The sequence below is a fragment of the Streptomyces viridochromogenes DSM 40736 genome (assembly GCF_000158955.1).
Classification (GTDB): Bacteria; Actinomycetota; Actinomycetes; order Streptomycetales; family Streptomycetaceae; genus Streptomyces; species Streptomyces venetus.
In genome coordinates, this window is the sequence record NZ_GG657757.1 from 5633245 (window position 1) to 5658398 (window position 25154).

At 71.0% G+C, this 25154-nt stretch carries 18 protein-coding genes and 1 pseudogene; 9 read left to right on the forward strand and 10 right to left on the reverse strand.

Annotated elements, in window-relative coordinates; all coding sequences use genetic code 11:
* Positions 1 to 52: 52 nt before the first annotated feature.
* Entirely contained in the window at positions 53 to 550 is a 498-nt protein-coding gene (greA, locus tag SSQG_RS24920; RefSeq protein ID WP_003992615.1) for a transcription elongation factor GreA, read from the reverse strand.
* 176 nt (positions 551 to 726) lie between these two features.
* A complete protein-coding gene (locus SSQG_RS24925) occupies positions 727 to 1125 on the reverse strand; it encodes a DUF4307 domain-containing protein (protein WP_003992616.1) in 399 nt (132 codons plus the stop codon).
* Positions 1126 to 1293: 168 nt separating this feature from the next.
* On the opposite strand from SSQG_RS24925, the gene mca reads away from it, so the two are divergent.
* Together mca and SSQG_RS43005 are read left to right on the forward strand one after the other, a co-directional pair.
* On the forward strand, positions 1294 to 2154 hold the full coding sequence (gene mca, locus SSQG_RS24930; protein ID WP_039933559.1) for a mycothiol conjugate amidase Mca: 861 nt from the start codon (positions 1294 to 1296) through the stop codon (positions 2152 to 2154).
* A complete protein-coding gene (locus tag SSQG_RS43005; RefSeq protein WP_003992618.1) occupies positions 2147 to 2431 on the forward strand; it encodes a hypothetical protein in 285 nt (94 codons plus the stop codon). The genes mca and SSQG_RS43005 overlap by 8 nt, the downstream gene beginning before the upstream one ends.
* Positions 2432 to 2502: 71 nt before the next feature.
* On the opposite strand, the gene SSQG_RS24940 is transcribed toward SSQG_RS43005, so the two are convergent.
* Positions 2503 to 5700 (reverse strand): tetratricopeptide repeat protein, encoded by a 3198-nt coding sequence (locus SSQG_RS24940; RefSeq protein WP_003992619.1) that lies wholly within the window; start codon positions 5698 to 5700, stop codon positions 2503 to 2505.
* 225 nt (positions 5701 to 5925) lie between these two features.
* Between SSQG_RS24940 and SSQG_RS24945 the strand changes: the two genes are divergently transcribed.
* From SSQG_RS24945 to SSQG_RS24965, 5 genes are all read left to right on the forward strand, one after another.
* Positions 5926 to 7959: a thioredoxin domain-containing protein gene (locus SSQG_RS24945; protein WP_003992620.1), complete on the forward strand. Its 2034-nt coding sequence runs from the start codon at positions 5926 to 5928 to the stop codon at positions 7957 to 7959.
* 146 nt (positions 7960 to 8105) lie between these two features.
* The gene (locus SSQG_RS24950) at positions 8106 to 9386 is read left to right on the forward strand and encodes a glycosyltransferase (RefSeq protein WP_039933563.1); all 1281 of its coding nucleotides are present in this window, start codon (positions 8106 to 8108) and stop codon (positions 9384 to 9386) included.
* On the forward strand, positions 9383 to 11032 hold the full coding sequence (locus SSQG_RS24955) for an ArnT family glycosyltransferase (RefSeq protein WP_003992622.1): 1650 nt from the start codon (positions 9383 to 9385) through the stop codon (positions 11030 to 11032). The genes SSQG_RS24950 and SSQG_RS24955 overlap by 4 nt, the downstream gene beginning before the upstream one ends.
* Positions 11029 to 12222 (forward strand): glycosyltransferase, encoded by a 1194-nt coding sequence (locus SSQG_RS24960; RefSeq protein WP_003992623.1) that lies wholly within the window; start codon positions 11029 to 11031, stop codon positions 12220 to 12222. The genes SSQG_RS24955 and SSQG_RS24960 overlap by 4 nt, the downstream gene beginning before the upstream one ends.
* Before the next feature lie 59 nt (positions 12223 to 12281).
* Complete coding sequence (locus tag SSQG_RS24965; protein WP_244299518.1) at positions 12282 to 14624, forward strand: galactose oxidase early set domain-containing protein; 2343 nt, start codon at positions 12282 to 12284, stop codon at positions 14622 to 14624.
* A 208-nt stretch (positions 14625 to 14832) separates the two neighbouring features.
* Here SSQG_RS24965 and SSQG_RS24970 read toward each other — a convergent pair whose 3' ends face one another.
* From SSQG_RS24970 to trhA, 4 genes are all read right to left on the reverse strand, one after another.
* The gene (locus tag SSQG_RS24970; protein ID WP_003992625.1) at positions 14833 to 15570 is read right to left on the reverse strand and encodes a Mut7-C RNAse domain-containing protein; all 738 of its coding nucleotides are present in this window, start codon (positions 15568 to 15570) and stop codon (positions 14833 to 14835) included.
* Between the two features lie 33 nt (positions 15571 to 15603).
* Positions 15604 to 16230, reverse strand: a complete 627-nt coding sequence (locus SSQG_RS24975) for a TetR/AcrR family transcriptional regulator (protein ID WP_039935410.1) — start codon at positions 16228 to 16230, stop codon at positions 15604 to 15606.
* A gap of 5 nt (positions 16231 to 16235) precedes the next feature.
* Positions 16236 to 17795 carry a DHA2 family efflux MFS transporter permease subunit gene (locus tag SSQG_RS24980; protein ID WP_003992627.1) on the reverse strand — a complete coding sequence of 520 codons (1560 nt, stop codon included), beginning with the start codon at positions 17793 to 17795 and terminating at the stop codon, positions 16236 to 16238.
* Positions 17796 to 17907: 112 nt separating this feature from the next.
* The gene (trhA, locus tag SSQG_RS24985) at positions 17908 to 18627 is read right to left on the reverse strand and encodes a PAQR family membrane homeostasis protein TrhA (protein WP_003992628.1); all 720 of its coding nucleotides are present in this window, start codon (positions 18625 to 18627) and stop codon (positions 17908 to 17910) included.
* 328 nt (positions 18628 to 18955) lie between these two features.
* Between trhA and SSQG_RS24990 the strand changes: the two genes are divergently transcribed.
* A complete protein-coding gene (locus SSQG_RS24990) occupies positions 18956 to 20785 on the forward strand; it encodes a phosphoenolpyruvate carboxykinase (GTP) (RefSeq protein WP_003992629.1) in 1830 nt (609 codons plus the stop codon).
* Positions 20786 to 20988: 203 nt separating this feature from the next.
* Here the strand turns inward: SSQG_RS24990 and SSQG_RS43010 are convergent.
* Positions 20989 to 21180, reverse strand: a pseudogene (locus SSQG_RS43010) (hypothetical protein); the annotation flags it as partial.
* A 229-nt stretch (positions 21181 to 21409) separates the two neighbouring features.
* On the opposite strand from SSQG_RS43010, the gene SSQG_RS25000 reads away from it, so the two are divergent.
* On the forward strand, positions 21410 to 22081 hold the full coding sequence (locus tag SSQG_RS25000) for a hypothetical protein (RefSeq protein WP_003992631.1): 672 nt from the start codon (positions 21410 to 21412) through the stop codon (positions 22079 to 22081).
* 118 nt (positions 22082 to 22199) lie between these two features.
* Here the strand turns inward: SSQG_RS25000 and SSQG_RS25005 are convergent, their stop codons facing one another.
* A complete protein-coding gene (locus SSQG_RS25005) occupies positions 22200 to 22616 on the reverse strand; it encodes a hypothetical protein (RefSeq protein WP_003992632.1) in 417 nt (138 codons plus the stop codon).
* Positions 22617 to 22737: 121 nt separating this feature from the next.
* Positions 22738 to 23949: a pyridoxal phosphate-dependent aminotransferase gene (locus SSQG_RS25010; RefSeq protein WP_003992633.1), complete on the reverse strand. Its 1212-nt coding sequence runs from the start codon at positions 23947 to 23949 to the stop codon at positions 22738 to 22740.
* Positions 23950 to 25154 lie beyond the last annotated feature (1205 nt).

Below are 25154 nucleotides of genomic sequence, written 5' to 3' on the forward strand. Positions count from 1 at the left end.
AACCCCGGCGCCCGAAGGACGCCGGGGGCACGTCAAGCTTCTTCGTGGCCGGTCAGCCCTCGTACGGCTCGGCCTTGAGGATCTTCACCGAGGCCTTCTTGCCGTTCGGCAGCTCGTACTCCGCGTCCTCGCCGACCTTGTGGCCGATCACGCCGGCACCCAGCGGGGACTGCGGGGAGTACGTCTCGATGTCGGCGCTCGCGTACTCGCGCGAGGCGAGCAGGAACGTCAGCGTGTCGTCCTCGTCACCGTCGAACGCGATCGTGACGACCATGCCGGGCGCCACCGCACCGTCCGCCGCGGGCGCTTCACCGACCTTGGCGCTCTCGAGAAGCTGGGTGAGCTGGCGCACACGGAGCTCCTGCTTGCCCTGCTCCTCCTTGGCCGCGTGGTACCCGCCGTTCTCACGCAGGTCGCCCTCCTCGCGCGCGGCGGCGATCTTCGCGGAGATCTCCGCCCGCGCGGGACCAGTAAGGTACTCAAGCTCAGCCTTGAGCTTGTTGTACGCCTCCTGGGTCAGCCAGGTGACGTTCTCGCTGGTCTGGGTCACAGGTGCTCCTCGTAGGTACTGGGAATACAAAGCATCGCCCTACCCAGAAGAATGTTCCTCCACGGATGGGCGAAACCACGAGCCTAACAATTCAGGGGCGCAAGGGGGAGGACATAAGCCACTAGATTACTGTCAGCGCAGGTCAGGTCCTACGTATTCCGGGTGGCCGGTTGTCGTCAGTCGGCGTGGCAGCCCAGCAGCTCGGCCGTCGTCCCCGGAGAGGTCGTACGCAGCGTGACGACCTTGTCGATGCTGGTGGCGTCACCGTCGAAGTGGAACTCGCCCCGCCCCACGACCTTGCCGCTCTCGGCCTGCGAACGCACGGTGCAGTAACCGTCGGTACCGGCGTCCTTGTGGACCTGGAGATGCACCTGCACGGACTTCTCGCCGAGCTCGAAGCTGATCACCTCGGCGCTGATCTCGTTCTGGCCGACGTAGTAGTAGCCGAACCAGCCGACGAGCCCCAGCAGCGCCGCCGCGAGCACGGCGCCGATGATCTTGAGCTTGCGGTCGGCGCGCTCGTCCGAGGTACGGCCGTAGCGTCCCTCGGGCAGTCGCGTGCTCGCCGTGCTCATGATCGTCCTCCAGACAGGGCCGGGACGAAGGCCCCGGAAGGGCCTCCAGGACCGGGTCCCGGAATTATTCGCCCGCCGATTCGGTCACTATAGAAGCCGCCGATTGCGCCGACGCACACAGGGCGCCGACTTACTGAGGATTGAGTCTTGACTGACCAGTTGCGACTGATGGCTGTCCACGCCCACCCCGACGACGAGTCGAGCAAGGGCGCGGCGACCATGGCGAAGTACGTGTCCGAGGGGGTGGACGTGCTGGTCGTGACCTGCACGGGCGGGGAGCGAGGCTCCATCCTCAATCCGAAGCTCCAGGGGGACGCGTACATCGAGGAGCACATCCACGAGGTACGCAAGAAGGAGATGGACGAGGCCCGGGAGATCCTGGGCGTCAAGCAGGAGTGGCTCGGCTTCGTCGACTCGGGCCTGCCCGAGGGCGACCCGCTGCCGCCGCTGCCGGAGGGCTGCTTCGCCCTGGAGGACGTCGACCACGCGGCCGGCGAGCTGGTGCGGAAGATCCGCGCCTTCCGTCCCCAGGTGATCACCACCTACGACGAGAACGGCGGCTACCCGCACCCCGACCACATCATGACCCACAAGATCTCGATGGTGGCGTTCGAGGGCGCGACGGACACCGAGAAGTACCCGGAGGCGGAGTACGGGCCGGTGTACCAGCCGCAGAAGCTGTACTACAACCAGGGCTTCAACCGCCCCCGCACCGAGGCGCTGCACCAGGCGCTGCTGGACCGGGGCATGGAGTCGCCGTACGGGGAGTGGCTCAAGCGCTGGGACGAGTTCGGCCGCAACGAGCGCACGCTCACCACGCACATCCCCTGCGCCGACTACTTCGAGATCCGTGACAAGGCGCTGATCGCGCACGCCACGCAGATCGACCCGGACGGGGGCTGGTTCCGGGTGCCGATGGAGATCCAGAAGGAGGTCTGGCCGACGGAGGAGTACGAGCTGGCGAAGTCCCTCGTCGATACCTCCCTCCCCGAGGACGACCTCTTTGCGGGCATCCGCGACAATGCCTGACATGAGCGCAAGCGCAAGCCTGGCAATGACGCATCTCGTCTCCTTCGCCAAGGAGGTCGACGAGGACAAGGTCACCCCCGGCGTCCTCGGCTTCATCGTCTTCGCGGCGATGGCCCTGGCGGTGTGGGCCCTGATGAAGTCCATGAGCCGGCACATGAACAGGGTCGACTTCACGCAGGTCCCGGACCCCAAGGCCGAGCAGGCGGAGGCGGAGGCGAAGTCCGCGGCCACGGAGGCGGAGGCAGAGGCCTCCGGCCAGGGCAAGAAGCAAGGCTGACGCCCCTTCCCGGGGCGGTACCCGTCAGCGGCGGTCCGTCGCCGACGGGTACCCGGCGCACCCCGCGCGCCCTACGCCTGTGACTCCACGGGCACGCCCATGACCTCCCGCGCATGCCTGCTGGGCGTCATCCCGAGCTCCCAGGCCTGCCAGCCGGCCTCCAGGCTCACGCCCCGTTCCAGCAGCAGCGCCCAGGCGTCCGCGTACTCGTCGAGCTTCTCGTCGCGCAGCGGATGACCCGCCCGGGACAGCTGGGCCAGTTCCTCCTGGGCCACCGCCGTGCCGACCTCCGCGCCGCCGGGTGCCGCGTACGGCAGCAGCGTGCAGCGCAGGAAGCGGGCCCAGTCCTCGCCCCGGCGGTCGCCGTACGAGGTGAAGAGGTCCAGCGCCTCGTCGCACAGGGCCAGCGCCTGCTGGGTCCGGGCGTTGCCCGCGTCCACCACCGCCAGCTCCAGACAGGTCCAGGCCTCGCCGTGGGCGACACCGATGCGCTGGAAGTCGGCGCGGGCGTCCACCAGGAGCTGCCGGGCGAAACCCGAGTTGCGCAGCGAGCCCGTCTGGGCCGCGCGCTGGTCGCGGGTGACGCGGGCCGAGTGGTGGCGGGCGCAGGCCAGGCCGTACACGTCACGCATGCGGGAGAACATCGTGCGGGAGCGTTCCAGTTCACGCACCGCCTGGTCGAGGTTGCCCGTCTCCTCCAGGGCCTGGCCCAGGTAGTACAGCGTCCACGCCTCGCCCCGCGCGTCCTCGTTGTCGCGGTGCCGGGCGGCGGCCCCGCGCAGTTCCTCCACGGCCGGTGACGCGTCCCCGTCGACCAGCCGGGCCCGGGCCAGCTGGGTCAGGGCCCAGGCCTCGCCGCGGGCGTCGCGGGTCCGGCCGTACAGGTCGAGGGCCGCGCGCAGCTCGGACTCGGCGCGCGGGACGTCGCCCATGCGCAGAGCCAGCTGACCGAGCTGGAAGTGGGCCCAGGCCTGGCCGTGCACGGACTCGCCCCGGCGGTGCAGGACCAGGGACTCCGTCAGCAGGTCCAGCGCCTGAGCCACCTGGGCCCGGTCCCGTTCGACGGCCGCCAGGGCGTGCATCGTCCAGGCGCGGTCCGTCGCCAGCTCGGGAGAGGCCTGCAGCGCCAGGGCCTCGCGGAGCTTCCCCGACGCCTCCGTCAGGTTGCCCTGGTGGTGCAGGGTGATGCCGAGGGAGCACAGGGCACGGGCGGCGCCCGCGTCGTGATGGGCCTCCCGGTACAGGTCGACGACCGAGGCGAGGGTCGTACGTGCCTTGTCCAGTTCACCCAGCTGCCGCGCCGCGATGCCGGTGCGCCACTGCACCGAGCGGACCAGCAGCCCCTCGTCGACGGCCTGCGCGAGTTCGCTGATCTCGCCCAGGCGGTAGAGGTCGCCGCGCAGCAGGCAGTAGTCGCACAGGGCGCCCAGGAGGTTCAGGACCGCCGCCTGGTTCACGCCCTCGGCGTGCCGCAGCGCCGCCGTGATGAAGCTCGACTCGTCGTCCAGCCAGCGCAGCGCCTCGTCGAGGGAGGTGAAGCCGTACGGGCTGAAGCGGTTCGTGCGGGTCGACATGTTGCCGTCGACCATCCGCAGCACCGAGTCGGCCAGCTCGGCGTAGTTCACGATCAGCCGCTCCTGCGCCGCCGTGCGCTCGGCCGGTTCCTCCTCGTCGAGGAGCCGGGCCTGGGCGAAGGCGCGGACCAGGTCGTGCAGCCGGTAGCGGTCGCCCCGGACATGGTCGATCAGCCCCGCGCGGGTCAGGGCCTGGAGATGGCGCTTCGCCTCCGCCTCGTCGGTGGCCAGCAGCGCGGCGGCCGCGGCGGCCCCGAGCGAGGCCCGGCCGGCCAGGGCCAGCCTGCGCAGCAGCCGCCGTACGGTCTCGGACTGGTCGGAGTAGCGCAGCCACAGGGCCCGCTCGACCGGCTCGACCGGGCCGTACGCGCCGAGGTCCGTGGCCAGCGCGCGCGGGGAACGCGGGCCCAGGCACGACCCCACGATGCGCAGCGCCAGCGGCAGCCCGCCGCACAGCTCCCGCACCCGGTCGGCGGACTCGGCGTCGTACGGCCCGGAACTGTCCTGGGCCGCCGCGCCCAGCAGTTCCTCCGCGCCCGCCGCGTCCAGCGGCTCCACCGCCAGCTGGTGCACCCGCGCGGGCAGGTCGCCCAGCTCCAGCGGGCCCCGCGCGGTCACCAGCACCAGGCTGTCGGACCGCTCCGGGACCAGGGCACGCACCTGCTCGGCGTCCGAGGCGTCGTCGAGGACGACCGTGACCGGCAGGCCCGTCAGATGCTGGTGGTACAGCTCGCTCAGCCGCTTGACCTGCTGGTCGGGGGAGGAGCGCTCGCGGAACAGCAGCTGCTCGCGGGGCGCGCCGAGCCGGTTCAGCAGGTGCAGCAGGGCGTTGCGGGTGGACAGCGGGGACTCGCCCGGGCCCTCGGCGCGCAGGTCCACGACACAGGCGCCGCGGAAGTAGTCCTTCAGCCCGTGCGTGGCCTGCACCGCGAGCGTCGTACGGCCACTGCCGGGCGTGCCGTGCAGGACCACCACCGTCGGCTGCGTCTGCGTGCTCGCCCGGGCCGCCTGCACCCACTGCCGGATCTGCGCCAGCTCGGCGCGCCGCCCCGCGAACGGATCCGCGACTTCCGGAAGCTGCCCGAAGGACTGCGACAGCACGTTGCGGCCGCGGGCCGCCGCGCTCTTGTCCGCGCCCCGCAGCCGCGGCCCCGTGGCCTTCGGCCCGGTGGAGGCGGCGCGCACCCGCTCCTGGTCCAGGAACGGCCGGATGCCCCGCACCTCCAGCGCCGTCAGCCACTGCAACCGCAACTGCTCCGGCCCGCCCGGCTGGCTCACGGCCCCGGCCCGGCGGTGCGCGGCCGGCAGATGCGAGCCGACCACCTTGACGACGGTCGCCGCGGCGCCCACGACCCCGACGGTCACACCCGCGCTCACCGCCGTCCCGGCACCGGTGCCGAGGGCCAGGTCGGCGACGACGGCCGCCAGGGCCGCGACCCCGGCCACCAGCAGCGGTGTCCCGGCGCCCTCCCGGGCGTAGCGCTGCCCGAAGGTGACCTGTCCCGCCGCCGCCTCGTCCAGGGCGCGCGTATAGGCCTCGTACTCCTCGGCCGAGCTCTGCGCCAGCGCGTCGAGCGCGCCGCGCGCCCGCGCGAGCAGCACCTTTCCGTCGGTGCGCCCGCCCGTCCGGCGCACCTCTTCCTCCACGGCCCGTGCCAACAGCCGCTCGGCCTCCGCCCGATGACTGTCCCGCATGTCACGTCCCCCTCCGGCGAAACACCGATTCCTGGTCGTCCCTCAGTCGTTTCCTTGGTCAAGTGTGCTGCGGACGGCGCATCGGGGCGAGGGGGCGTGCCCGGCCCGATGATGTGAAGAGACGGGTGCGTTGGGGTGAGGCGCGCCCGTCGGCCGGGCGTCGGGAGCGGCGCCCGCGCACCGCCTGACGCGTGCCGGGCGGGGTACTGCGGCAGGATGGACACCATGCCGAACCGACTGGCGCACGAGACGTCCCCCTACCTCCTTCAGCACGCCGACAACCCCGTCGACTGGTGGCCCTGGTCGGCGGAGGCCTTCGAGGAGGCCCGCAAGCGGAACGTGCCCGTGTTGCTCAGCATCGGTTACAGCAGCTGTCACTGGTGTCACGTGATGGCCCACGAGTCCTTCGAGGACCAGCAGACCGCCGAGTACCTCAACGAGCACTACGTGAGCGTGAAGGTCGACCGCGAAGAGCGCCCCGACGTCGACGCCGTCTACATGGAGGCCGTGCAGGCGGCGACCGGGCACGGCGGCTGGCCCATGACCGTCTTCCTCACGCCGGAGGCCGAGCCCTTCTACTTCGGCACGTACTTCCCGCCCGCTCCCCGCCAGGGCATGCCCTCCTTCCGGCAGGTCCTCGAGGGCGTGCGGCAGGCGTGGGACGAGCGGCGGGACGAGGTGACCGAGGTCGCCGGGAAGATCGTCCGGGACCTGGCCGGGCGGGAGATCTCCTACGGCGACGACCAGGCCCCCGGCGAGCAGGAGCTCGCGCAGGCGCTGCTCGCGCTCACCCGCGAGTACGACCCGCAGCGCGGCGGATTCGGCGGGGCGCCGAAGTTCCCGCCGTCCATGGCGCTGGAGTTCCTGCTGCGCCACCACGCCCGCACCGGTGCCGAGGGCGCCCTGCAGATGGCCCGGGACACCTGCGAGCGCATGGCCCGGGGCGGTATCTACGACCAGCTCGGCGGCGGCTTCGCCCGCTACTCCGTCGACCGCGACTGGATCGTGCCGCACTTCGAGAAGATGCTGTACGACAACGCCCTGCTGTGCCGCGTCTACGCCCACCTCTGGCGCGCCACCGGCAGCGAGCTCGCCCGCCGGGTCGCCCTGGAGACGGCCGACTTCATGGTGCGCGAACTGCGCACCACGGAGGGTGGGTTCGCCTCCGCGCTGGACGCCGACAGCGACGACGGGACCGGCAAGCACGTCGAGGGCGCGTACTACGTGTGGACGCCCGGGCAGTTGCGTGAGGTGCTCGGCGAACAGGACGCCGAGCTCGCCGCTCAGTACTTCGGCGTGACCGAGGAGGGCACCTTCGAGCACGGCCAGTCGGTGCTGCAACTCCCGCAGCAGGACAGTCTGTTCGACGCGGGGAAGATCGCCTCCGTCCGGGAGCGGCTGCTCGCGAAGCGGGCGGAGCGGCCCGCGCCCGGCCGGGACGACAAGGTCGTCGCCGCGTGGAACGGCCTCGCGATCGCCGCGCTGGCCGAGACCGGCGCCTACTTCGACCGGCCCGACCTCGTCGAGGCGGCCGTCGCCGCCGCCGACCTCCTGGTCCGGCTGCACCTCGACGAACAGGCCCGGCTCACCCGGACCAGCAAGGACGGCCACGCCGGTGCCAACGCGGGCGTGCTGGAGGACTACGCCGACGTGGCCGAGGGCTTCCTCGCGCTCGCGTCCGTCACCGGCGAGGGCGTCTGGCTGCAGTTCGCCGGGTTCCTCCTCGACCACGTCCTGGTGCGCTTCACCGACGCGGAGTCGGGCGCCCTGTTCGACACCGCCGCCGACGCCGAGCGGCTGATCCGCCGCCCGCAGGACCCGACCGACAACGCCGCCCCGTCCGGCTGGACCGCGGCGGCGGGCGCCCTGCTGAGCTACGCCGCGCACACCGGATCCGAGCCCCACCGCACCGCCGCCCGGAAGGCCCTCGGCGTCGTCAAGGCGCTCGGGCCGCGCGTGCCCCGGTTCATCGGCTGGGGGCTCGCCGCCGCGGAGGCCGCGCTGGACGGGCCGCGCGAGGTCGCGATCGTGGGACCGTCCCTCGATCACGAGGGCACAAGGGCCCTGCACCACACGGCACTTCTCGGTACCGCGCCCGGCGCGGTCGTCGCCGTCGGCACCCCGGGCAGCGAGGAGTTCCCGCTGCTCGCGGACCGTCCGCTGGTCGGCGGTGAACCAGCCGCGTACGTCTGCCGTAACTTCACATGTGACGTGCCGACAACGGAAGTTGACCGGTTGCGTGCGGTGCTGAGCGACTGAAGTCGGGAATCAAGGGAAACACGCTCTTTATCTGAACAGCCCCCGGGCTTCACAGTTCCCCCCTAATGTCTGCACGGTGACGTGACGGACGGGGCCGCACCGGCACACCGTCACGCCTGGGGGTTCTGGGATCTGGGGGGATCTGTTTGCTGACGTCTGTTTTCATCGCCGCGGTTTCGCTTGCCCTGTTCTGGATGGCGGCCTTCACCCTGTGGTGGCAGATGCACGCCTGGCGTACGCCGGAAGTGCTCGCCTCCACGCGGTTCAGCAGCCCGGACGGGGACGAGCACGTCTCCTTCTCGCTGCTGCTGCCCGCCCGGCACGAACAGGCGGTGCTGGACCACACGATCCAGCGGCTGCTGGAGTCGAGCCACACCGACTTCGAGATCATCGTGATCGTCGGGCACGACGACCCGGAGACCACCGCCGTGGCCGAGAAGGCCGCGGCGGGTGACCCGCGGGTCCGTGTCGTCGTCGACACGCACGCGAAGAAGAACAAGCCGAAGGCCATGAACACGGCCCTGCCGCACTGCCGCGGCGACGTCGTCGGCGTCTTCGACGCGGAGGACCAGGTCCACCCCGAACTCCTCGCGCACGTCGACCACGCCTTCCGCACCACCGGCGCGGACGTCGTCCAGGGCGGGGTGCAGCTGATCAACTTCCACTCCAGCTGGTACAGCCTGCGCAACTGCCTGGAGTACTTCTTCTGGTTCCGCTCGCGGCTCCACCTGCATGCGCAGAAAGGTTTCATTCCGCTGGGCGGCAACACCGTCTTCGTCCGCACGGACGTCTTGAAGGAAGCCGACGGCTGGGATCCCGACTGCCTCGCGGAGGACTGCGACCTGGGCGTACGGCTCTCCAGCGTCGGCAAGAAGGTCGTCGTCGCCTACGACTCCGACATGGTGACCCGGGAGGAGACCCCGGGCTCGCTCATGTCCCTGCTGAAGCAGCGCACCCGCTGGAACCAGGGGTTCCTCCAGGTGTACCGGAAGAAGGACTGGAAGCAACTGCCCACCCTCGGGCAGCGGTTACTCGCCCGCTACACCCTGATGACGCCGTTCATGCAGGCCTTCACCGGCCTGATCATCCCGCTGAACGTGGCGATCGCGCTGTTCCTGGACGTGTCCGTCGGCATCGCCTTCATCACCTTCCTGCCGGCCGTCACCGCCCTGGTCACCTTCGTCTTCGAGATCGTCGGACTGCACGACTTCGGCCGGCAGTACGGCCTGCGCGTCCGCTTCGCGCACTACCTGAAGCTGGTCCTGGGCGGCCCCTTCTACCAGGTCCTGCTCGCCGGCGCGGCCGTACGGGCCGTGTGGCGTGAGCAGCGCGGACGCAACGACTGGGAGCTGACGACACACGTCGGCGCGCATCTCGACGAGACCCGGCGACACGTGCCCGTGACCCGAGAGGACGTTCCCGCGTGACCTCCACCCTCCCCGCGGCGACCACCCCGAAGGTCCCCGCGCAGCGGCAGCCCGCGCCCCGGACCGGTGCGCACCGGACACCGGAGCCGCCGAGCCGGCTGCGCTCCTCCCGCCCCGACCTGGTCCTCTGCGGTGTCCTCCTCGTGGCGATCCTCGTCGTGCAGGGCTGGAACATCGCCGACTACCCGGCCCTCAGCGACGACGAGGGCACCTACCTCGCCCAGGCGTGGTCGGTCCAGCAGGGCGACGGACTCGCCCACTACACCTACTGGTACGACCATCCGCCCCTCGGCTGGATCCAGATCGCCCTGCTGACCTGGATCCCGGCGCTGATCAGCCCCGAGTCGATGACGGTCGGCACCATGCGCGCCGCCATGCTGGTGATCAGCGGCGTCAGCGCGGTCCTGGTCTACGTGCTGGGCCGCCGCCTGGCCCTGCCCCGCTGGGCGGCCGGGCTCGGCATGGTGTTCTTCGGGCTCTCCCCGCTGGCCGTCGTCCTCCAGCGGGAGATCTTCCTCGACAACCTCGCGGTGATGTGGACGCTGCTGGCCTTCACCCTGGCCGCCTCCCCGAGCCGCCACCTCTGGCACCACTTCGGCGCGGGGATCGCGGCGGCCACGGCCGTCCTCACCAAGGAGACGATGCTCATCGTCCTGCCCGCCCTGTTCCTCACCATGTGGCGGCACAGCCACCGGGACACCCGCAAGTTCGCCCTCACCGGCGCTGTCACGGCCTGCGCGCTGATCGGCTTCTCGTACCCCCTGTTCGCCCTGCTGAAGGGCGAGTTGCTGCCGGGCGCCGGGCACGTCTCCCTCTGGGACGGCGTCAAGTACCAGATGACCAGACCCGGTTCGGGCTTCATCCTCGACCAGGGCTCCGGCTCCTGGGGCGTGCTCCAGTCGTGGCTGTACTACGACCGGATCCTGCCCCTCGGCGGCCTCGCCGGCGCCCTGCTGCTGCTCGTCACCTGGCGCTGGTCGGTCACCGCCCGGGCCCTGGCCGGACCGGCCCTGGCCGTCGCGATCTTCGCCGCGCTCGCCCTGCGCCCCAACGGCTACCTGCCCGCGATGTACGTCATCCAGGCCCTGCCGTTCCTCGCGCTCGTGCTCGCCGGCGGCACCGCCTCCGTCGCGCACGCCGTGCTGAGCCGCTGGCGCTCCGAGGCGGAGAAACGGTACGTCAGTGTGGGACGGTACGCGCTCGCCGCGGTCCTGGCCCTCGCCGCCGGTGCCTACGTCGTACCTCGCTGGTACGACGGCGCCCGCACCGCCGTCACCACCGACGCCAACGCCCCGTACCAGGCCGCCTCCAAGTGGCTGGCCACCGAGGTCGAGGACCCGGAGCGCACCCGGGTGCTGGTCGACGACGCGCTCTGGCTCGACCTCGTCCACCACGGCTACCGGCCCGGACTCGGCGTCATCTGGTTCTACAAGGCCGACCTCGACCCGGCGGTGACGAAGACGATGCCGCGCGGCTGGAAGGACCTGGACTACGTCGTCGCCTCACCGACGGTCCGGCGGGACGCGGCCGACCTGCCCAACGTCAAGGCCGCCATGGAGCACTCGGACCCGGTCGCCACCTTCGGCACCGGCGCCGACCGTATCGAGATCCGCCAGATCCAGACCACCGCCGGAGGCACCCGATGAGCCAGGAGTCCACCGTCCCCGGCGAGGTCGTCGAGACCACCGAGATCCCCGAACCGGGCGCCGTCACCATCGTCGTACCGACCTTCAACGAGTCGGCGAACGTACGGCAGTTGCTGCACCAGATCACCGAGGCCGTCCCGGCCCGGCTGCCCTGCGAGGTCGTCTTCGTGGACGACTCCACCGACGACACGCCCGAGGTCATCGAGAAGGCGGCGCGGGACTGCCCGTTCCCGGTGACCGTGCTGCACCGCGAGGAGCCGGCGGGCGGGCTCGGCGGCGCGGTCGTCGAGGGCATGAAGGCGGCCACGTCGGACTGGATCGTCGTCATGGACGGCGACTGCCAGCACCCGCCGTCGCTCGTCCCCGACCTGGTCGCCACCGGCGAGCGGGCGAACGCCGGGCTGGTCGTCGCCTCCCGGTACATCAAGGGCGGCAGCCGGGCCGGACTCGCGGGCAGCTACCGCGTGCTCGTCTCACGCGGGGCGACCTGGCTGACCAAGGCGCTCTTCCCCCGCCGGCTGAAGGGCATCAGCGACCCGATGAGCGGCTTCTTCGCGATCCGCCGCAGCGCGGTCACCGCGGAGGTCCTCCAGCCGCTCGGCTACAAGATCCTCCTCGAACTCGCCGTCCGCAACCGTCCGCGCACGGTCACCGAGGTGCCCTTCGTCTTCCAGGACCGGTTCGCCGGGGAGTCCAAGTCGACCGCGCGGGAGGGCCTGCGCTTCCTGCGCCACCTGGCCGGACTGCGCACCGCCTCACCGGTCGCGCGCATGATCGGCTTCGGCCTGATCGGGCTCACCGGCTTCCTCCCGAACCTGGTCGGCCTGTGGGCGCTGAACACGCTCGGCATGCACTACGTGCCGGCGGAGATCCTCGCCAACCAGCTCGGCGTGGCCTGGAACTTCGTGCTCATCGAGCACCTGCTGTTCCGTGAGCGGCGCCGGCACCGCCGCTGGTGGGACCGGGCCGGCCGGTTCGCGCTGCTCGCCAACGCCGATCTGGTGCTGCGCATCCCGCTCATCGCCCTGTTCGTGCACCAGTTCCACCTGGGCGTGCTGTCCGCCACCGCGCTGGCGCTGGTGACGACGTTCGTCCTGCGCTTCGCCGGGACCGAAGCGCTGGTCTACCTGCCGCGCCGGGGACGTGAGAAGCCCGCGCGCGACAGCCGCACCGCGAGGAGAGCCGCGTGAACCTTCGTCGCAGAACGACCGCACTCCTGTCCGTGGCGGGCCTCACCTCGGGCCTGCTCATGACCGCACCCCAGCCCGCCTCCGCCGCCAACCTCATCAGGAACCCGGGCTTCGAGACCGCCGGCCCCGGCGACATGCCGTACTGCTGGGAGAAGTCCGGCTGGGGCGACAACGACTTCACCTTCACCACCACGAGCGACGCGCGCACCGGCGGCAAGGCCATGAAGGTCGAGCTGACGCGCCGCGTCGACGGTGACCGCAAGGCCCTGATCACCGAGTCCGCCGAGTGCGCGCCCGTCGTGACGCCGGGCAGGCAGTACGACCTCGGCCTCTGGTACAAGACGACCACCCCGGACGCGGCGATCACGCTGTTCCGGCACGACGCCACGGCCGGCTGGCAGTACTGGACCGACCTCAAGACGCTGGACCTGGCGGGCGACTGGACCGAGGCCACGGTCCGCACGCCCGAGGTCCCGGCCGGCACCGACCGCATCTCCTGGGGCGTCTCCGTCTACGGCACCGGCTCGGCCACCACCGACGACTACCGGATGGACCAGGTCCCCGACCCGGTCCTGCCGCCGAAGTGCACGGGCACCGCGGAGCAGTGCGCGAACGGGAAGTGGGACGTGCTGCCCACGCGGAACCCGGTCCGCTCCATGCACTCGGTCGTCCTGCGGGGCGGCAAGGTGCTGCTCATCGCCGGCTCCGGCAACGACGAGTCGATGTTCGAGGCGGGCACCTTCACCAGCGCCGTGTACGACCCGGAGAACGGCTCGTACAAGATCATCCCCACCCCGAAGGACATGTTCTGCGCGGGCCATGTGCAGCTCCAGGACGGGCGCGTGCTGGTGATGAGCGGCAACAAGGGCTTTCCGTCGGCGGACGGGCGTATCGGCTACCAGGGCTACAAGGACTCGTACGTCTTCGACCCGGAGACCGAGACCTACTCCAAGACCAACGACATGAACGACGGCCACTGGTACCCGTCGGCGACGATCCTCGGCAACGGTGACGTCATCTCCTTCGGCGGCCTGCGCGAGGACTCCACCGGCTCGGTCACCGCCGAGCTGTTCTCCGAGGCCGAGCAGCGGTGGCAGCCGACCTGGAAGGTCAACCAGACCTGGTCCTACTGGGGCCTGTACCCGTCGATGATCCTCATGCAGGACGGCCGCCTCTTCTACTCGGGCAGCCACGTCTTCGGCAACAACATCCCGGGCACGGGATCGGCGATCTACGACTACGGCGCCAACACGGTCACCCAGGTGCCGGGCCTCCAGAAGAAGGACGAGCGCGACCAGTCGGCCAGTGTGCTGCTGCCCCCGGCCCAGGACCAGAAGGTCCTCACCCTCGGCGGCGGCAACATCGACTCCAACCCGGAGGCGAACCGCCTGACCGACATCATCGATCTCAAGCAGCCGAACCCCTCGTACGTGGCGGGACCGCCGATCCCGCAGGGCACGGTCGACCTCGGCAACGGGCCCGTCCCGCAGACCGGGAACCAGGGCAAGATGTACGTCTCCGCCGTGCTGATGCCCGACGGCAAGGTGCTGGAGACGGGCGGCGCGCTGCACAACCGCGCCGACCCGGTCTACGAGACGTCGATCTTCGACCCCGCGTCGGAGACCTTCGACCCGGTCGCCGTCGACCCCGAGGCGCGCGGCTACCACTCCTCGGCGTTCCTGCTCCCCGACGGCCGTGTGATGACGACCGGCGACAACCCGGGCAACGGCACCTGGAACCACGACGTGTCGGTCTACAGCCCGCCGTACCTCTTCAAGGGCCCCCGCCCGCGGATCACCTCCGTCATCGACACCGAGTGGAACTACGGGGACACCCAGCGGATCACCGTCGACCGGCCCATCGCCAAGGCCGAGCTGATCCGCCCGGCCGCCGTCACGCACTCCTCGGACCCGAACCAGCGGTTCGTGGACCTGCCGCTGTCGGTCGATGGCGACAACGTCGACCTGAACGTGACGAGCAACCCCAACCTGGCCCCGCCCGGCTGGTACATGCTCTTCGCGGTCGACGCGAACGGCGTGCCCTCGGTGGCGAAGTGGGTGCACCTCCAGGGCCCGCGGGCCCTCAAGGCGTCGGACGCCTCGGCCCATGTCCACGACTTCGCGGACCAGCCCACGGGCAAGGTGGTCAAGCCCGGCAAGAAGCGGACGTCGCAGAAGGTCAGCCCCACGATCTCCGGCTGCGACCGCCACTATGGCTCGATCAACGTCTGCGTGCCGACGGACTTCCCGGCGGAGGTGAAGAAGACGACGGCGGCCCGCTGTGCGTGGCTCAAGGCGAACGACTACGGCCGCCTGAAGATCAACGGCAAGGACGACCCGCTGGGCCTGGACCGAAACAGGGACGGAACCGCCTGCGGCAAGGACGACACAGCGGGGCGCTAGAAGCGCCCTCCAGGGGCACGCCCTTCAGGGGCGCGGGGAACCGCGCGACCAGCCACGACGGCGGCGCGGTTCCCCGGGGCGTTCAACCTTCAACGGCGCCCGCCCGGAGCACGTTGGCCTGCGCCACGATCGCCCGCAATTGCACGCCCTTCAGGGGCGCGGGGAACTCCGCGACCAGCCACGACGGCGGCGCGGTTCCCCACGGCGCTCAACCCTCAACCGCGCTCCTGGTGAAAGCGACCGCCTGCTCCACGATCGCCTCCAACTGCTCGTGATGCGCCCCCCGCCAATACGCCCGCCCACACGCCGAGCACTGCGCGAACACGTCGTACGTCGCATGCGTCCCGTGCTTCAGCTGATCGGCGACCTCGTCCTTCGTCGCCTCGCGCAGCACCCCGTTACAGGCGGTGCACCGCGTCCAGGGAAGCAACTCGGGCTCGAACCGCCCCAGGACGTCCCACAACTGCTCCTCGGGACGCGTGCTGTACACGAACGCCCCCGCCCACAGCTCACGCCTGCGCAGCAACCCCCGGTCGCGGCTCAGCATGACCCGCTGCTCGGCGGCCGATCGTGCCGCGAGGGCGGGGTCGCCGATGTCGGTCGATTCGTACGCCGTGTCCGCACCGAGCAGCCGCAGCCGGCGTGCCAGCGTGCCGAGGTGCACGTCGAGGAGGAACCGCAGGGGAGCGCCCGGCACCCGCTGGGGCCGGGCGACGGTCCGCACGGTCACCGACTCGCCGGCCACCGGGACGTGCGAGACGGGCACCTCCTGGCCGTCCACGAGCAGCGCGCCCACCTCGGTCAGCGGCACACCGAGGGACTCGATGACATGGCCCAGGCTGGAGACGCCGTCGGTGGCGGCCCGTACGGTGTCCGACCGCCGGGCCCGGGGGACGAAGACGTGCAGTTCGGGTGCGAACTCGACGTGGATCTCGGGACCGTTCACCGGATCAGGATGCCACGGCGACGGGCCGCCGCCTCAGGGTTTCTGGGTCGGCAGGCCCTTTTCCAGGACGTCCAGGGCACGGTCGACGAGTTCCCTGATGTCGTCCCGGTGGCCGGTCTCGGCCCAGTAGTGGGAGACCTCCATCAGCCCGCCCATCACCGACATCGCGAAGACCCGTAGCTCCAGGCTGTCGGGGTCGAGCCCGGAGCGCTCGGCGAGGGCCTCGCGCAGCAGCCGGCCGGTGGCGGACATGCTCTCGATCATGCGGGCCCGGACGGCGGGCACCTCGACCGCGAGCCTCGTCCGCAGCCGGGTCACCTCGGGTTCCTCGGCGAGGCTCAGGTCGAGGGCCGTGCGCATCACGTGCCTGAGGACGTCGGCCCAGGACTCGTCCTCGGGCCGGGCCCGCACCTCCGCCAGCATCACCGGGTCCCACTCGTCGGTGATGACGATGTCCTCCTTGGTCGGGAAGTAGCGGAAGACGGTCGACGGCGACACCTCGGCGCGGTCGGCGATCTGCTCGATCGTCGTGGCGTCGTAGCCCTGCTCCTCGATCAGCGCGTAGGTCGCGGTGCGGATCGCCTGACGGGTCTTGATCTTCTTCCGCTCCCGGAGTCCCATCGCAGGGCGGTCGGCGGGGGTGGTGCGTGCTGCCGTCATGAAGGTCATTGTCGGGCATCGGCCTCGGGCTCGGCCATAGCCGGGGTCTCGCTCCCCGTGTCCGAGGCGGGGCGGGTACGCGGCAGGAACGCCCCGGCGAGCAGTGCGGCGACCAGGGCCGCGACGCCGCTCACCACCAGGACGACGCCCATGCCGTGCACGTACGCGCTGTTCGCGGAGGCGGCCAGGCCGGGTGTGCCCGTGCGCTCGGCGACGAGGTGCGCGGCGACCACGGACTCCCCGGCGGTGTCGGCGGCCCGGGCGGGCAGTCTGGTGACGTCGAGCCGGTCCCGGTAGACGCCCGCGAGCAGGCTGCCGAGCAGGGCGATGCCGATCGCGCTGCCGACCTGGCGCAGGGTCATGAGGAGCCCGGAGCCGCTGCCGGCCCGGGCGGCGGGCAGCGCGGCCAGCGCCCCGTCCATCGCCGGGACCACCGCGAAGCCGAAGCCGAGGCCGGTGACGGTCAGCCACAGCGCGGCGAAGCCGTAGCCGGAGTCGGAGGTCGTCCGGCTGCCGAGGAACGCGGCGAAGGCCAGCACCACCAGGCCGCAGGTGACCACGGCGCGGGGACCGAACCGGGCGACGACCGGCTGGGCACCGCGTGCGGCGACCATCAGCCCGGCCATCATCGGCAGCAGCCGCAGCCCGGTGCCGAGGGCGTCGTGGCCGAGGACGGCCTGGAGGTAGGGCGGCAGCAGGAACAGCAGGCCCGCCAGGACGAAGGTGACCAGGGTCGCCGTGATCGTGTTGACGAGGAAGCCGCGGTGGCCGAGCAGCTCCATGTCGAGCATGGGCCGCGCCGCCCGGCGCTCGCGCAGCACCAGCCCGGCCAGCAGGATCGCCGCCGCGCCGAGGAACCCGGCCACCAGGGGGTCGCCCCAGCCGCGCGTGGGCGCCTCGATGATGGCGTAGACGAGGGCGCCGAGGCCCGTCACGGTGAGTGCCGTGGCGACGGTGTCGACCTTCGGGGAGGCCGGGTCCCGGGTCTCGGGGAGCAGGAAGAGGCAGGCCGTGATGCCGATGCCGACCATCGGGACGTTGATCAGGAAGACCGAGCCCCACCAGTAGTGGTCGAGCAGCCAGCCGCCCAGGATCGGGCCGAGCGGCATGCCGAGCGCGGAGGCGGCCGACATGACGCCGATGGCCTTGGCGCGCTCGTCCGGGCCGAACAGCGAGGGCAGCACCGACAGGGCGAGCGGCATGACCAGGGCGCCGCCGACGCCCATCACGGCACGGGCGGCGACGACCCAGGTCACGTCCCCGGCCAGGGCGCCCACGACCGAGCCGGCCAGGAAGATCCCGAGGCCGGTGATCAGCATCAGCCGCCGCCCGAACCGGTCGCCCAGCAGCCCGGCCGGGAGCATCAGCGCGGCGAAGACGACGACATAGGCGTCCGCCATCCACTGCTGCTCGCCGGTCGTCGCGCCCAGGTCCTCCGCCATGGTCGGCAGCGCGACGTTGAGGATCGTCATGTCGAAACCGAGCGTCAGCATGCTCGCGACCAGGGCCCCGAGGGCCCACCAGCGGCGTGGGTCGTACCCGACCCCGTTAGTGACAGTAGCCATGAAATGAGAGTAGCTCTCAAAAGGTAGCTACTGTCAATCGGTAGACACTCCCGGCGCAACGAAAACGGCCACGGCTGGAGAGCCGTGGCCGGAGAGGTCGAGCGGGCGGGGGTTACCCGTGCTGGTACGCCACCAGCGAGATCCCCACGTAGTGCGTGATGAAGGCCGCCAAGGTGAATGAGTGGAACACCTCGTGGAAGCCGAACCAGCGCGGTGACGGGTTGGGCCGCTTGATCCCGTAGACCACGCCGCCCGCGCTGTAGAGCACGCCGCCGATGATGACCAGGACCAGGACGGCGATGCCGCCGGTCCGCATGAAGTCCGGCAGATAGAAGACGGCCGCCCAGCCCATCGCGAGGTAGCACGGCGTGTACAGCCAGCGCGGGGCGCCGACCCAGAAGACGCGGAACGCGATACCGGCCGCCGCCGCGGCCCAGATGCCCCACAGCAGCCACTGGCCCTTGGTGCCCGGCAGCAGCAGCATGGTCAGCGGCGTGTACGTGCCCGCGATGATCAGGAAGATGTTGGCGTGGTCCAGACGGCGCAGGATGCCGTCCATGCGCGGACTCCAGTTGCCCCGGTGGTACAGCGCGCTCACGCCGAACAGCAGGCACGCCGTCAGTGCGTAGATGCTGCAGGCGATGCGTCCTCTGGTCGAGTCGGCGAGGGCGGTCAGCACCAGACCCGCGACGAGGACGGCCGGGAACATGCCGAGGTGCAGCCAGCCGCGCAGCTTGGGCTTCACCGGATGCGGCAGGGAGAGCGCCACCGGACCGCGGCCGTCGGCCGGCGTGTCCTTGTCGGTGGGCGCGTCAGGGACGAACGCAGTCATGGCCGAATGGTAGCTACGGAACCGTAAGTGGCCCATCCGTCGCGCGGATTGACCGACCAAGAGTGGCCATCCTCTCACCATGACCGGCCGGTGGTTACGCAAACGGACGGTCTGGTGAACCCAACGTGCACGTAAAGCGTGCGCGAGAAACCGTGGCGATCCTCACGTTGCTCACCTGTGCGCTCCTCTGGACAGATGGGCGGACTCGTCGGATGATCAAATGAGTGCGGTCGGCACCGGATGAGCGCCAAGTTAAACCGTGAAGCATCCGGGTCGCAGCCCCCACGGGGCCTCCACATCACCAAAAATCCCTCATTTAGGAGCAATCGTGGCGCGCGACATCGCGGCTCCCACCGTCCCCACCACCCATCAGGGGCTGATTTCGTGGGTGAACGAGATCGCCGAACTGACCCAGCCGGACAACGTGGTCTGGTGTGACGGATCCGAGGCCGAGTACGAGCGACTGTGCGGGGAGCTCGTCGAGAAGGGCACCTTCCGGAAACTCGACCCGATCAAGCGCCCCCACTCCTACTACGCCGCCTCCGACCCCACCGACGTCGCGCGCGTCGAGGACCGGACGTTCATCTGCTCCGAGAAGGAGCAGGACGCCGGCCCGACCAACCACTGGAAGGCCCCTGCCGAGATGCGGGAGATCTTCCAGGGGACCGGGGGTCAGGGCGGGCTGTTCCGCGGCTCGATGCGCGGCCGGACCATGTACGTGGTGCCGTTCTGCATGGGCCCGCTCGGTTCGCCGCTGTCCGCGCTCGGCGTGGAGATCACCGACTCCGCGTACGTCGCCGTCTCCATGCGCACCATGACCCGCATGGGACAGCCCGTCCTGGACGAGCTCGGCTCCGACGGGTTCTTCGTCAAGGCCGTGCACACCCTGGGCGCCCCGCTGGAGCCCGGCCAGGAGGACGTCCCCTGGCCCTGCAACCAGACCAAGTACATCTCGCACTTCCCTGAAGACCGCGAGATCTGGTCCTACGGCTCCGGCTACGGCGGCAACGCCCTGCTCGGCAAGAAGTGCTACGCCCTGCGCATCGCCTCCGTGATGGCGCGTGACGAGGGCTGGCTGGCCGAGCACATGCTGGTCCTCAAGCTGACCCCGCCGCGCGGCGAGGCCAAGTACGTCGCGGCGGCCTTCCCGAGCGCCTGCGGCAAGACCAACCTCGCCATGCTGGAGCCGACCGTGCCCGGCTGGACGGTCGAGACCATCGGCGACGACATCGCCTGGATGCGCTTCGGCGAGGACGGCCGGCTCTACGCCATCAACCCCGAGGCCGGTTTCTTCGGTGTCGCCCCCGGCACCGGCGAGCACACCAACGCCAACGCGATGAAGACGCTGTGGGGCAACTCCGTCTTCACCAACGTCGCCCTCACCGACGACAACGACATCTGGTGGGAGGGCATGACGGAGGAGACTCCGGCCCACCTGACGGACTGGAAGGGCAACGACTGGACGCCCGAGTCGGGCGTCCCGGCCGCGCACCCCAACGCCCGCTTCACCGTGCCGGCCTCGCAGTGCCCGATCATCGCGCCGGAGTGGGAGGACCCCAAGGGCGTGCCGATCTCGGCGATCCTCTTCGGTGGCCGCCGCGCCACCGCCGTACCGCTGGTGACGGAGTCCTTCGACTGGAACCACGGCGTCTTCCTCGGCGCCAACGTGGCCTCCGAGAAGACCGCCGCCGCCGAGGGCAAGGTCGGCGAGCTGCGCCGCGACCCGTTCGCGATGCTGCCGTTCTGCGGCTACAACATGGGCGACTACATGGCCCACTGGATCGACGTGGCCAAGGACAAGGACCAGTCCAAGCTGCCGAAGATCTACTACGTCAACTGGTTCCGCAAGGACGACGCCGGCAAGTTCGTCTGGCCCGGCTTCGGCGAGAACTCCCGCGTCCTGAAGTGGATCGTGGGACGCCTGGACGGCACGGCCGAGGGCGTCGAGACCCCGATCGGCGTCCTGCCGACGAAGGACGCCCTTGACACCAACGGCCTGGAACTGTCCGACGGCGACCTGGAGTTCCTGCTCACGGTCGACAAGGAGGTCTGGCGCGAGGAGGCCGCCCTGGTCCCCGACCACCTCAACACCTTCGGCGACCACACGCCGAAGGAGCTGTGGGACGAGTACCACGCGCTGGTGCGGCGCCTGGGCTGAGCCCACCCCCGAACTCCGCGGCCGGCCGGAACCGACAGTGCCCTGACCAGCAACATCGTCACGGCCGGCCGCGGGACACACCGGCGGGGCCCGTACAACGGCGTGCGGGGTTCGGGGCCGGTCACCGCGTCCTCCGTCCGCCTCGACGGAAACCAGCGACGACCGGCCCCTTCCGCCCGCTTCGGCGCGGCCCCCAGGCGGGCTCACGAACGTGCCGATGAATGACCGAGCGCTCCGGCCGACGGCCTACGTCGACCGGGGCGCTCGGGCGTTTTCGGGATGTCGGTGTCGGTGCCGGTTTCGGTGTACAGCTCGCACCACACGGTCTTACGAGCGGCCTCCTGCTCCACACCCCACCGCACGGCCAGCGCGTCCAGCAACGCCAGCCCGGCGCCCACGACCACGCAGAGGGCGACGCCCACGCCGATGAGCCACCGCGCTTTCGCTGTCCTGGGCATCAGTACCACTCCGGGATGACTCGGTGGATGTTCGCCCACGTTCCCCGCCTGGGTCTGCCGGACCGTACTCAACCCGGCCCGTCCCATCCACGGCGAGGCTCCTTACCTCCTGGCCGCCGAGCCGGACCTGCGCAACCGGTCGCTGTACCACTCGGTCCTGGCCGCGGTGGCGGGCGGCGACCGCACCAGTGGCGGCATCGCGAGTGCGGTGGGCCGCAAGGCGACGGACATCTCACTGCCGCTGTCCGTCCTGAAGAACTGCGGCCTGCTCACCGTCGAGCCCGACGCCTTCCGCGCCAACCGCACGACCTACCACGTCGCAGAGCCGCTGATCACCTTCCACCATGCCGTCGTCCGCCCCGAGACGGCTCTGCTCAGTCGCCGTCGAGGAGCAGCCAGGATGTGGGAGCACAGCAGGGCGACGTTCCTCAGCAAGGTCGTAGGTCCGCACTTCGAGCGCCTGTGCCGTGAGTGGGTCGAGTGGCACGCGGACCCCGCGACGTTCGGGGGCATGCCGATCCAGGTCGCGTCCGGGACCGTGGCCGACCCGGTCAACCGGACCGCTCTCGAGGCCGACGTCGTGGTGCACGGGGCGATCGGCCAGGACCAGGGCATCCTGCTGTCCGTGGGGGAGGCCAAGTGGCACAAGGTCATGAACCTCGGGCACCTGCAACGCCTGCGCCGCATCCTGGAGTTGCTGGAGGCGAGGGGCGTCGACACCCGTCATGCCAGACCGGCCTGCTACAGCGGCGCCGGATTCGACGCGGAGCTGCGGGCGGCCGAGAGCCGGGGTGAGGTGGTCCTCGTCGACCTGCAACGGCTGTACCACGGTTCCTGAAGCCCACGAGGTGGAGCACTGGTCGGGGAGGGCGGTGCGCGGTGGATTGTGGCGCCCGGTCCGCGCGTCGCTGCGGGTGCGCGCGGACCGGGGCCGTCGAAGGGAGCCCGAAGAGGGCTCAGTGGGACGCGAGCTCGCGCGGCTCCAGGGCCGCCGAGTGCGCGTCCATCTGCTCGGCGGCCAGGATCGCGGCCGCCGTGTCGGCACGGGACGCGGCCACCACCAGCGCACGCCCCGCCAGGGCATGCGCCCGCCGGTGCAGCGCCGCCGCACCGCGCTCGCGCCGCCCGCCGAGCACGCGAACTGGTGTCCGTCCGCCCCTCAGGCGCGCCACCTGCTCCGCGAGCCGCTCCGCCGCGGCGTCCATGTCGGCCGACGGCGCTGCCGCGCGCAGCTCGTCCGTGACGGCGAGCAGGGCGGCGAGGTGGCCCGCGAGCTGGATGTCCAGCTCTTCCTCACGGGAACGGTGGGGAAAGTCGGGGTCGGGGCCGTCCACCGTGCTGTGGACCGACTTGGCGCGGATCGGCTCGTACATGGGAGGGCCTCCTGTGTTCTTACAGGAAGCCATCCTAGCTTAGATTTCGTCTAAAGTTGAGTTGTTCACAAAACCGGACTGCCTGCACACGTAGCGTGAGCGAGTCGGTGCGGTCTTGTGGTCAGGTCTGGCTGTAGCCGTCCAGGAAGTGCCCGATCCGGCCCACCGCGTCCCTCAGGTCGCCGACCGTCGGCAGGGTCACGACCCGGAAGTGGTCCGGCTCCGGCCAGTTGAAGCCGGTGCCCTGGACGACCATGATCTTCTCGCGCCGGAGCAGGTCCAGGACCATCCGCCGGTCGTCCTTGATCTTGAAGACCTTCGGGTCGAGGCGCGGGAAGAGGTACAGCGCGCCCTTCGGCTTCACGCAGGTCACGCCCGGGATCTGGGTCAGCAACTCGTAGGCGACGTCCCGCTGCTCGCGCAGCCTGCCGCCCGGCAGGACCAGGTCGTTGATCGTCTGCCGTCCACTGAGGGCGGCGACGACGCCGTGCTGCCCCGGCATGTTGGCGCACAGCCGCATGTTCGCCAGGATCGTCAGACCCTCGATGTAGGAGTCGGCGTGCGCGCGCGGCCCGGAGATCGACATCCAGCCCACCCGGTAGCCGGCCACCCGGTACGCCTTCGACATGCCGTTGAAGGTGAGGGTCAGCAGGTCGGGGGCGACGGAGGCGGTGGGGGTGTGCGTGGCCTCGTCGTAGAGGATCTTGTCGTAGATCTCGTCGGAGCAGACGAGGAGGTTGTGGCGGCGGGCGATGTCGGTCAGGCCCTTGATCATCGCCTCGTCGTAGACGGCGCCCGTCGGGTTGTTCGGGTTGATGATCACGAGCGCCTTGGTGCGGTCGGTGACCTTGCGCTCGACGTCGGCGAGGTCCGGCATCCAGTCGGACTGCTCGTCGCAGCGGTAGTGCACGGCGGTGCCGCCGGACAGGGACACGGCGGCGGTCCACAGCGGGTAGTCCGGGGCGGGCACGAGCACCTCGTCCCCGTCGTCCAGCAGGCCCTGCATCGCCATCACGATCAACTCGGAGACACCGTTGCCGATGAAGACGTGCTCGACGTCCGTCTCGATGCCGAGGGTCTGGTTGTGCATGACGACCGCCCGACGCGCGGCCAGCAGTCCCTTCGCGTCGCCGTACCCATGCGCCGAGGACACGTTCCGGAGGACGTCCTCCAGGATCTCGGGGGGACACTCGAAGCCGAACGCGGCCGGGTTGCCGGTGTTCAGCTTGAGGATCCGATGGCCGGCCGCCTCCAGCCGCATCGCCTCCTCGAGCACCGGGCCCCGGATCTCGTAACAGACGTTGGCGAGCTTGGTCGACTGGATCACCTGCATGTCTGGGAGCTTACGGCCCGGTAATGCCTCGCGGGTCGTGTTTTCCGCCACGTGAGACGCGGCAGTTTGGGTGGATATCGCCGTGCGCTGTCCCACCAGCCCCTTCAGTACCTAGAATGCGCCGCCATGTCCAAGCCATCCGACTACGCCGACGGGGCGACGAGCGACGAGCCGCAGGAACCGCCGAACGTGTACCTGCCTCAGGCAGCCCCACCCCCGGCGTACGACGCGTACGCCGACCCGGCGGCGGCCCACGGCTGGCAGGAGCCCTATGGCGCCGGGGGCGGCGCCGGTGACGCCGAGAACGCCCGTGACGCCGGGTACGGCGCGGGTGGCGAGTACGGCGCCGGCGCCGAGCGCGCTGCGGACGCCCCGCCCAGCCCGGGACACGCCCCCGGCACGGGCCCCCTGCCCGGCGCCTACCCCACGTCCGGCCCGGCCTCCGCACCCGGCACGGGCTCGGCCCCCGGCGCGTATTCCCCGCCCGGCACGGGTTCGGCCCCCGTACCCGGCGCGTATGCCACGCCCGGCACGGGTTCGGCCCCCGTGCCCGGCGCGTATTCCATGCCCGGAGCGGGCCCGATACCCGGCACAGCTCCTATGCCCGGCGCCTACCCCACGTCTGACACGGCCTCTGTGCCCAGCGCGGGCTCGGTCCCCGGTGTGGGCTCCGTACCCGGTGCGAATCCCTCGCCCGGAGCGGGCCCGATGCCCGGCACAGCTCCTATGCCCGGCGCCTACCCCACGTCTGACACGGCCTCTGTGCCCAGCGCGGGCTCGGTCCCCGGTGTGGGCTCCGTACCCGGCGCGAATCCCTCGCCCGGAGCGGGCCCCATGCCCGGCACAACCCCCATGCCCGGGGCCTCTCCCGCGCCTGGCGCGGCCCCTGTGCCCGGCATGGGCCCCACGTCTGGCGCGGCCGCTGCGCCCGGCACAGCCCCCACACCGGGCATGCCCCCCACCCCCTCCCCGGGCGACACTCGCGAACTCCCGGTCATGCCGGACCACGCCCGGCCCGGCCCCGGGCGCCGCTCCCGTCGGCGGCAGGGGCCGTCGCGGGCACGGCGGTTGGCTGTCGCTGTCGGGGCCCTGGGGGCCGTGTCGGCGGCCGCACTGGTCGTGGGGTTCTCCTTCTCGGGCTCGGACTCGACCTCCACGGGCCCGCGCGGCGGCGAGGGCGGCCGCACGGGCCCGGCCGCGGGGGA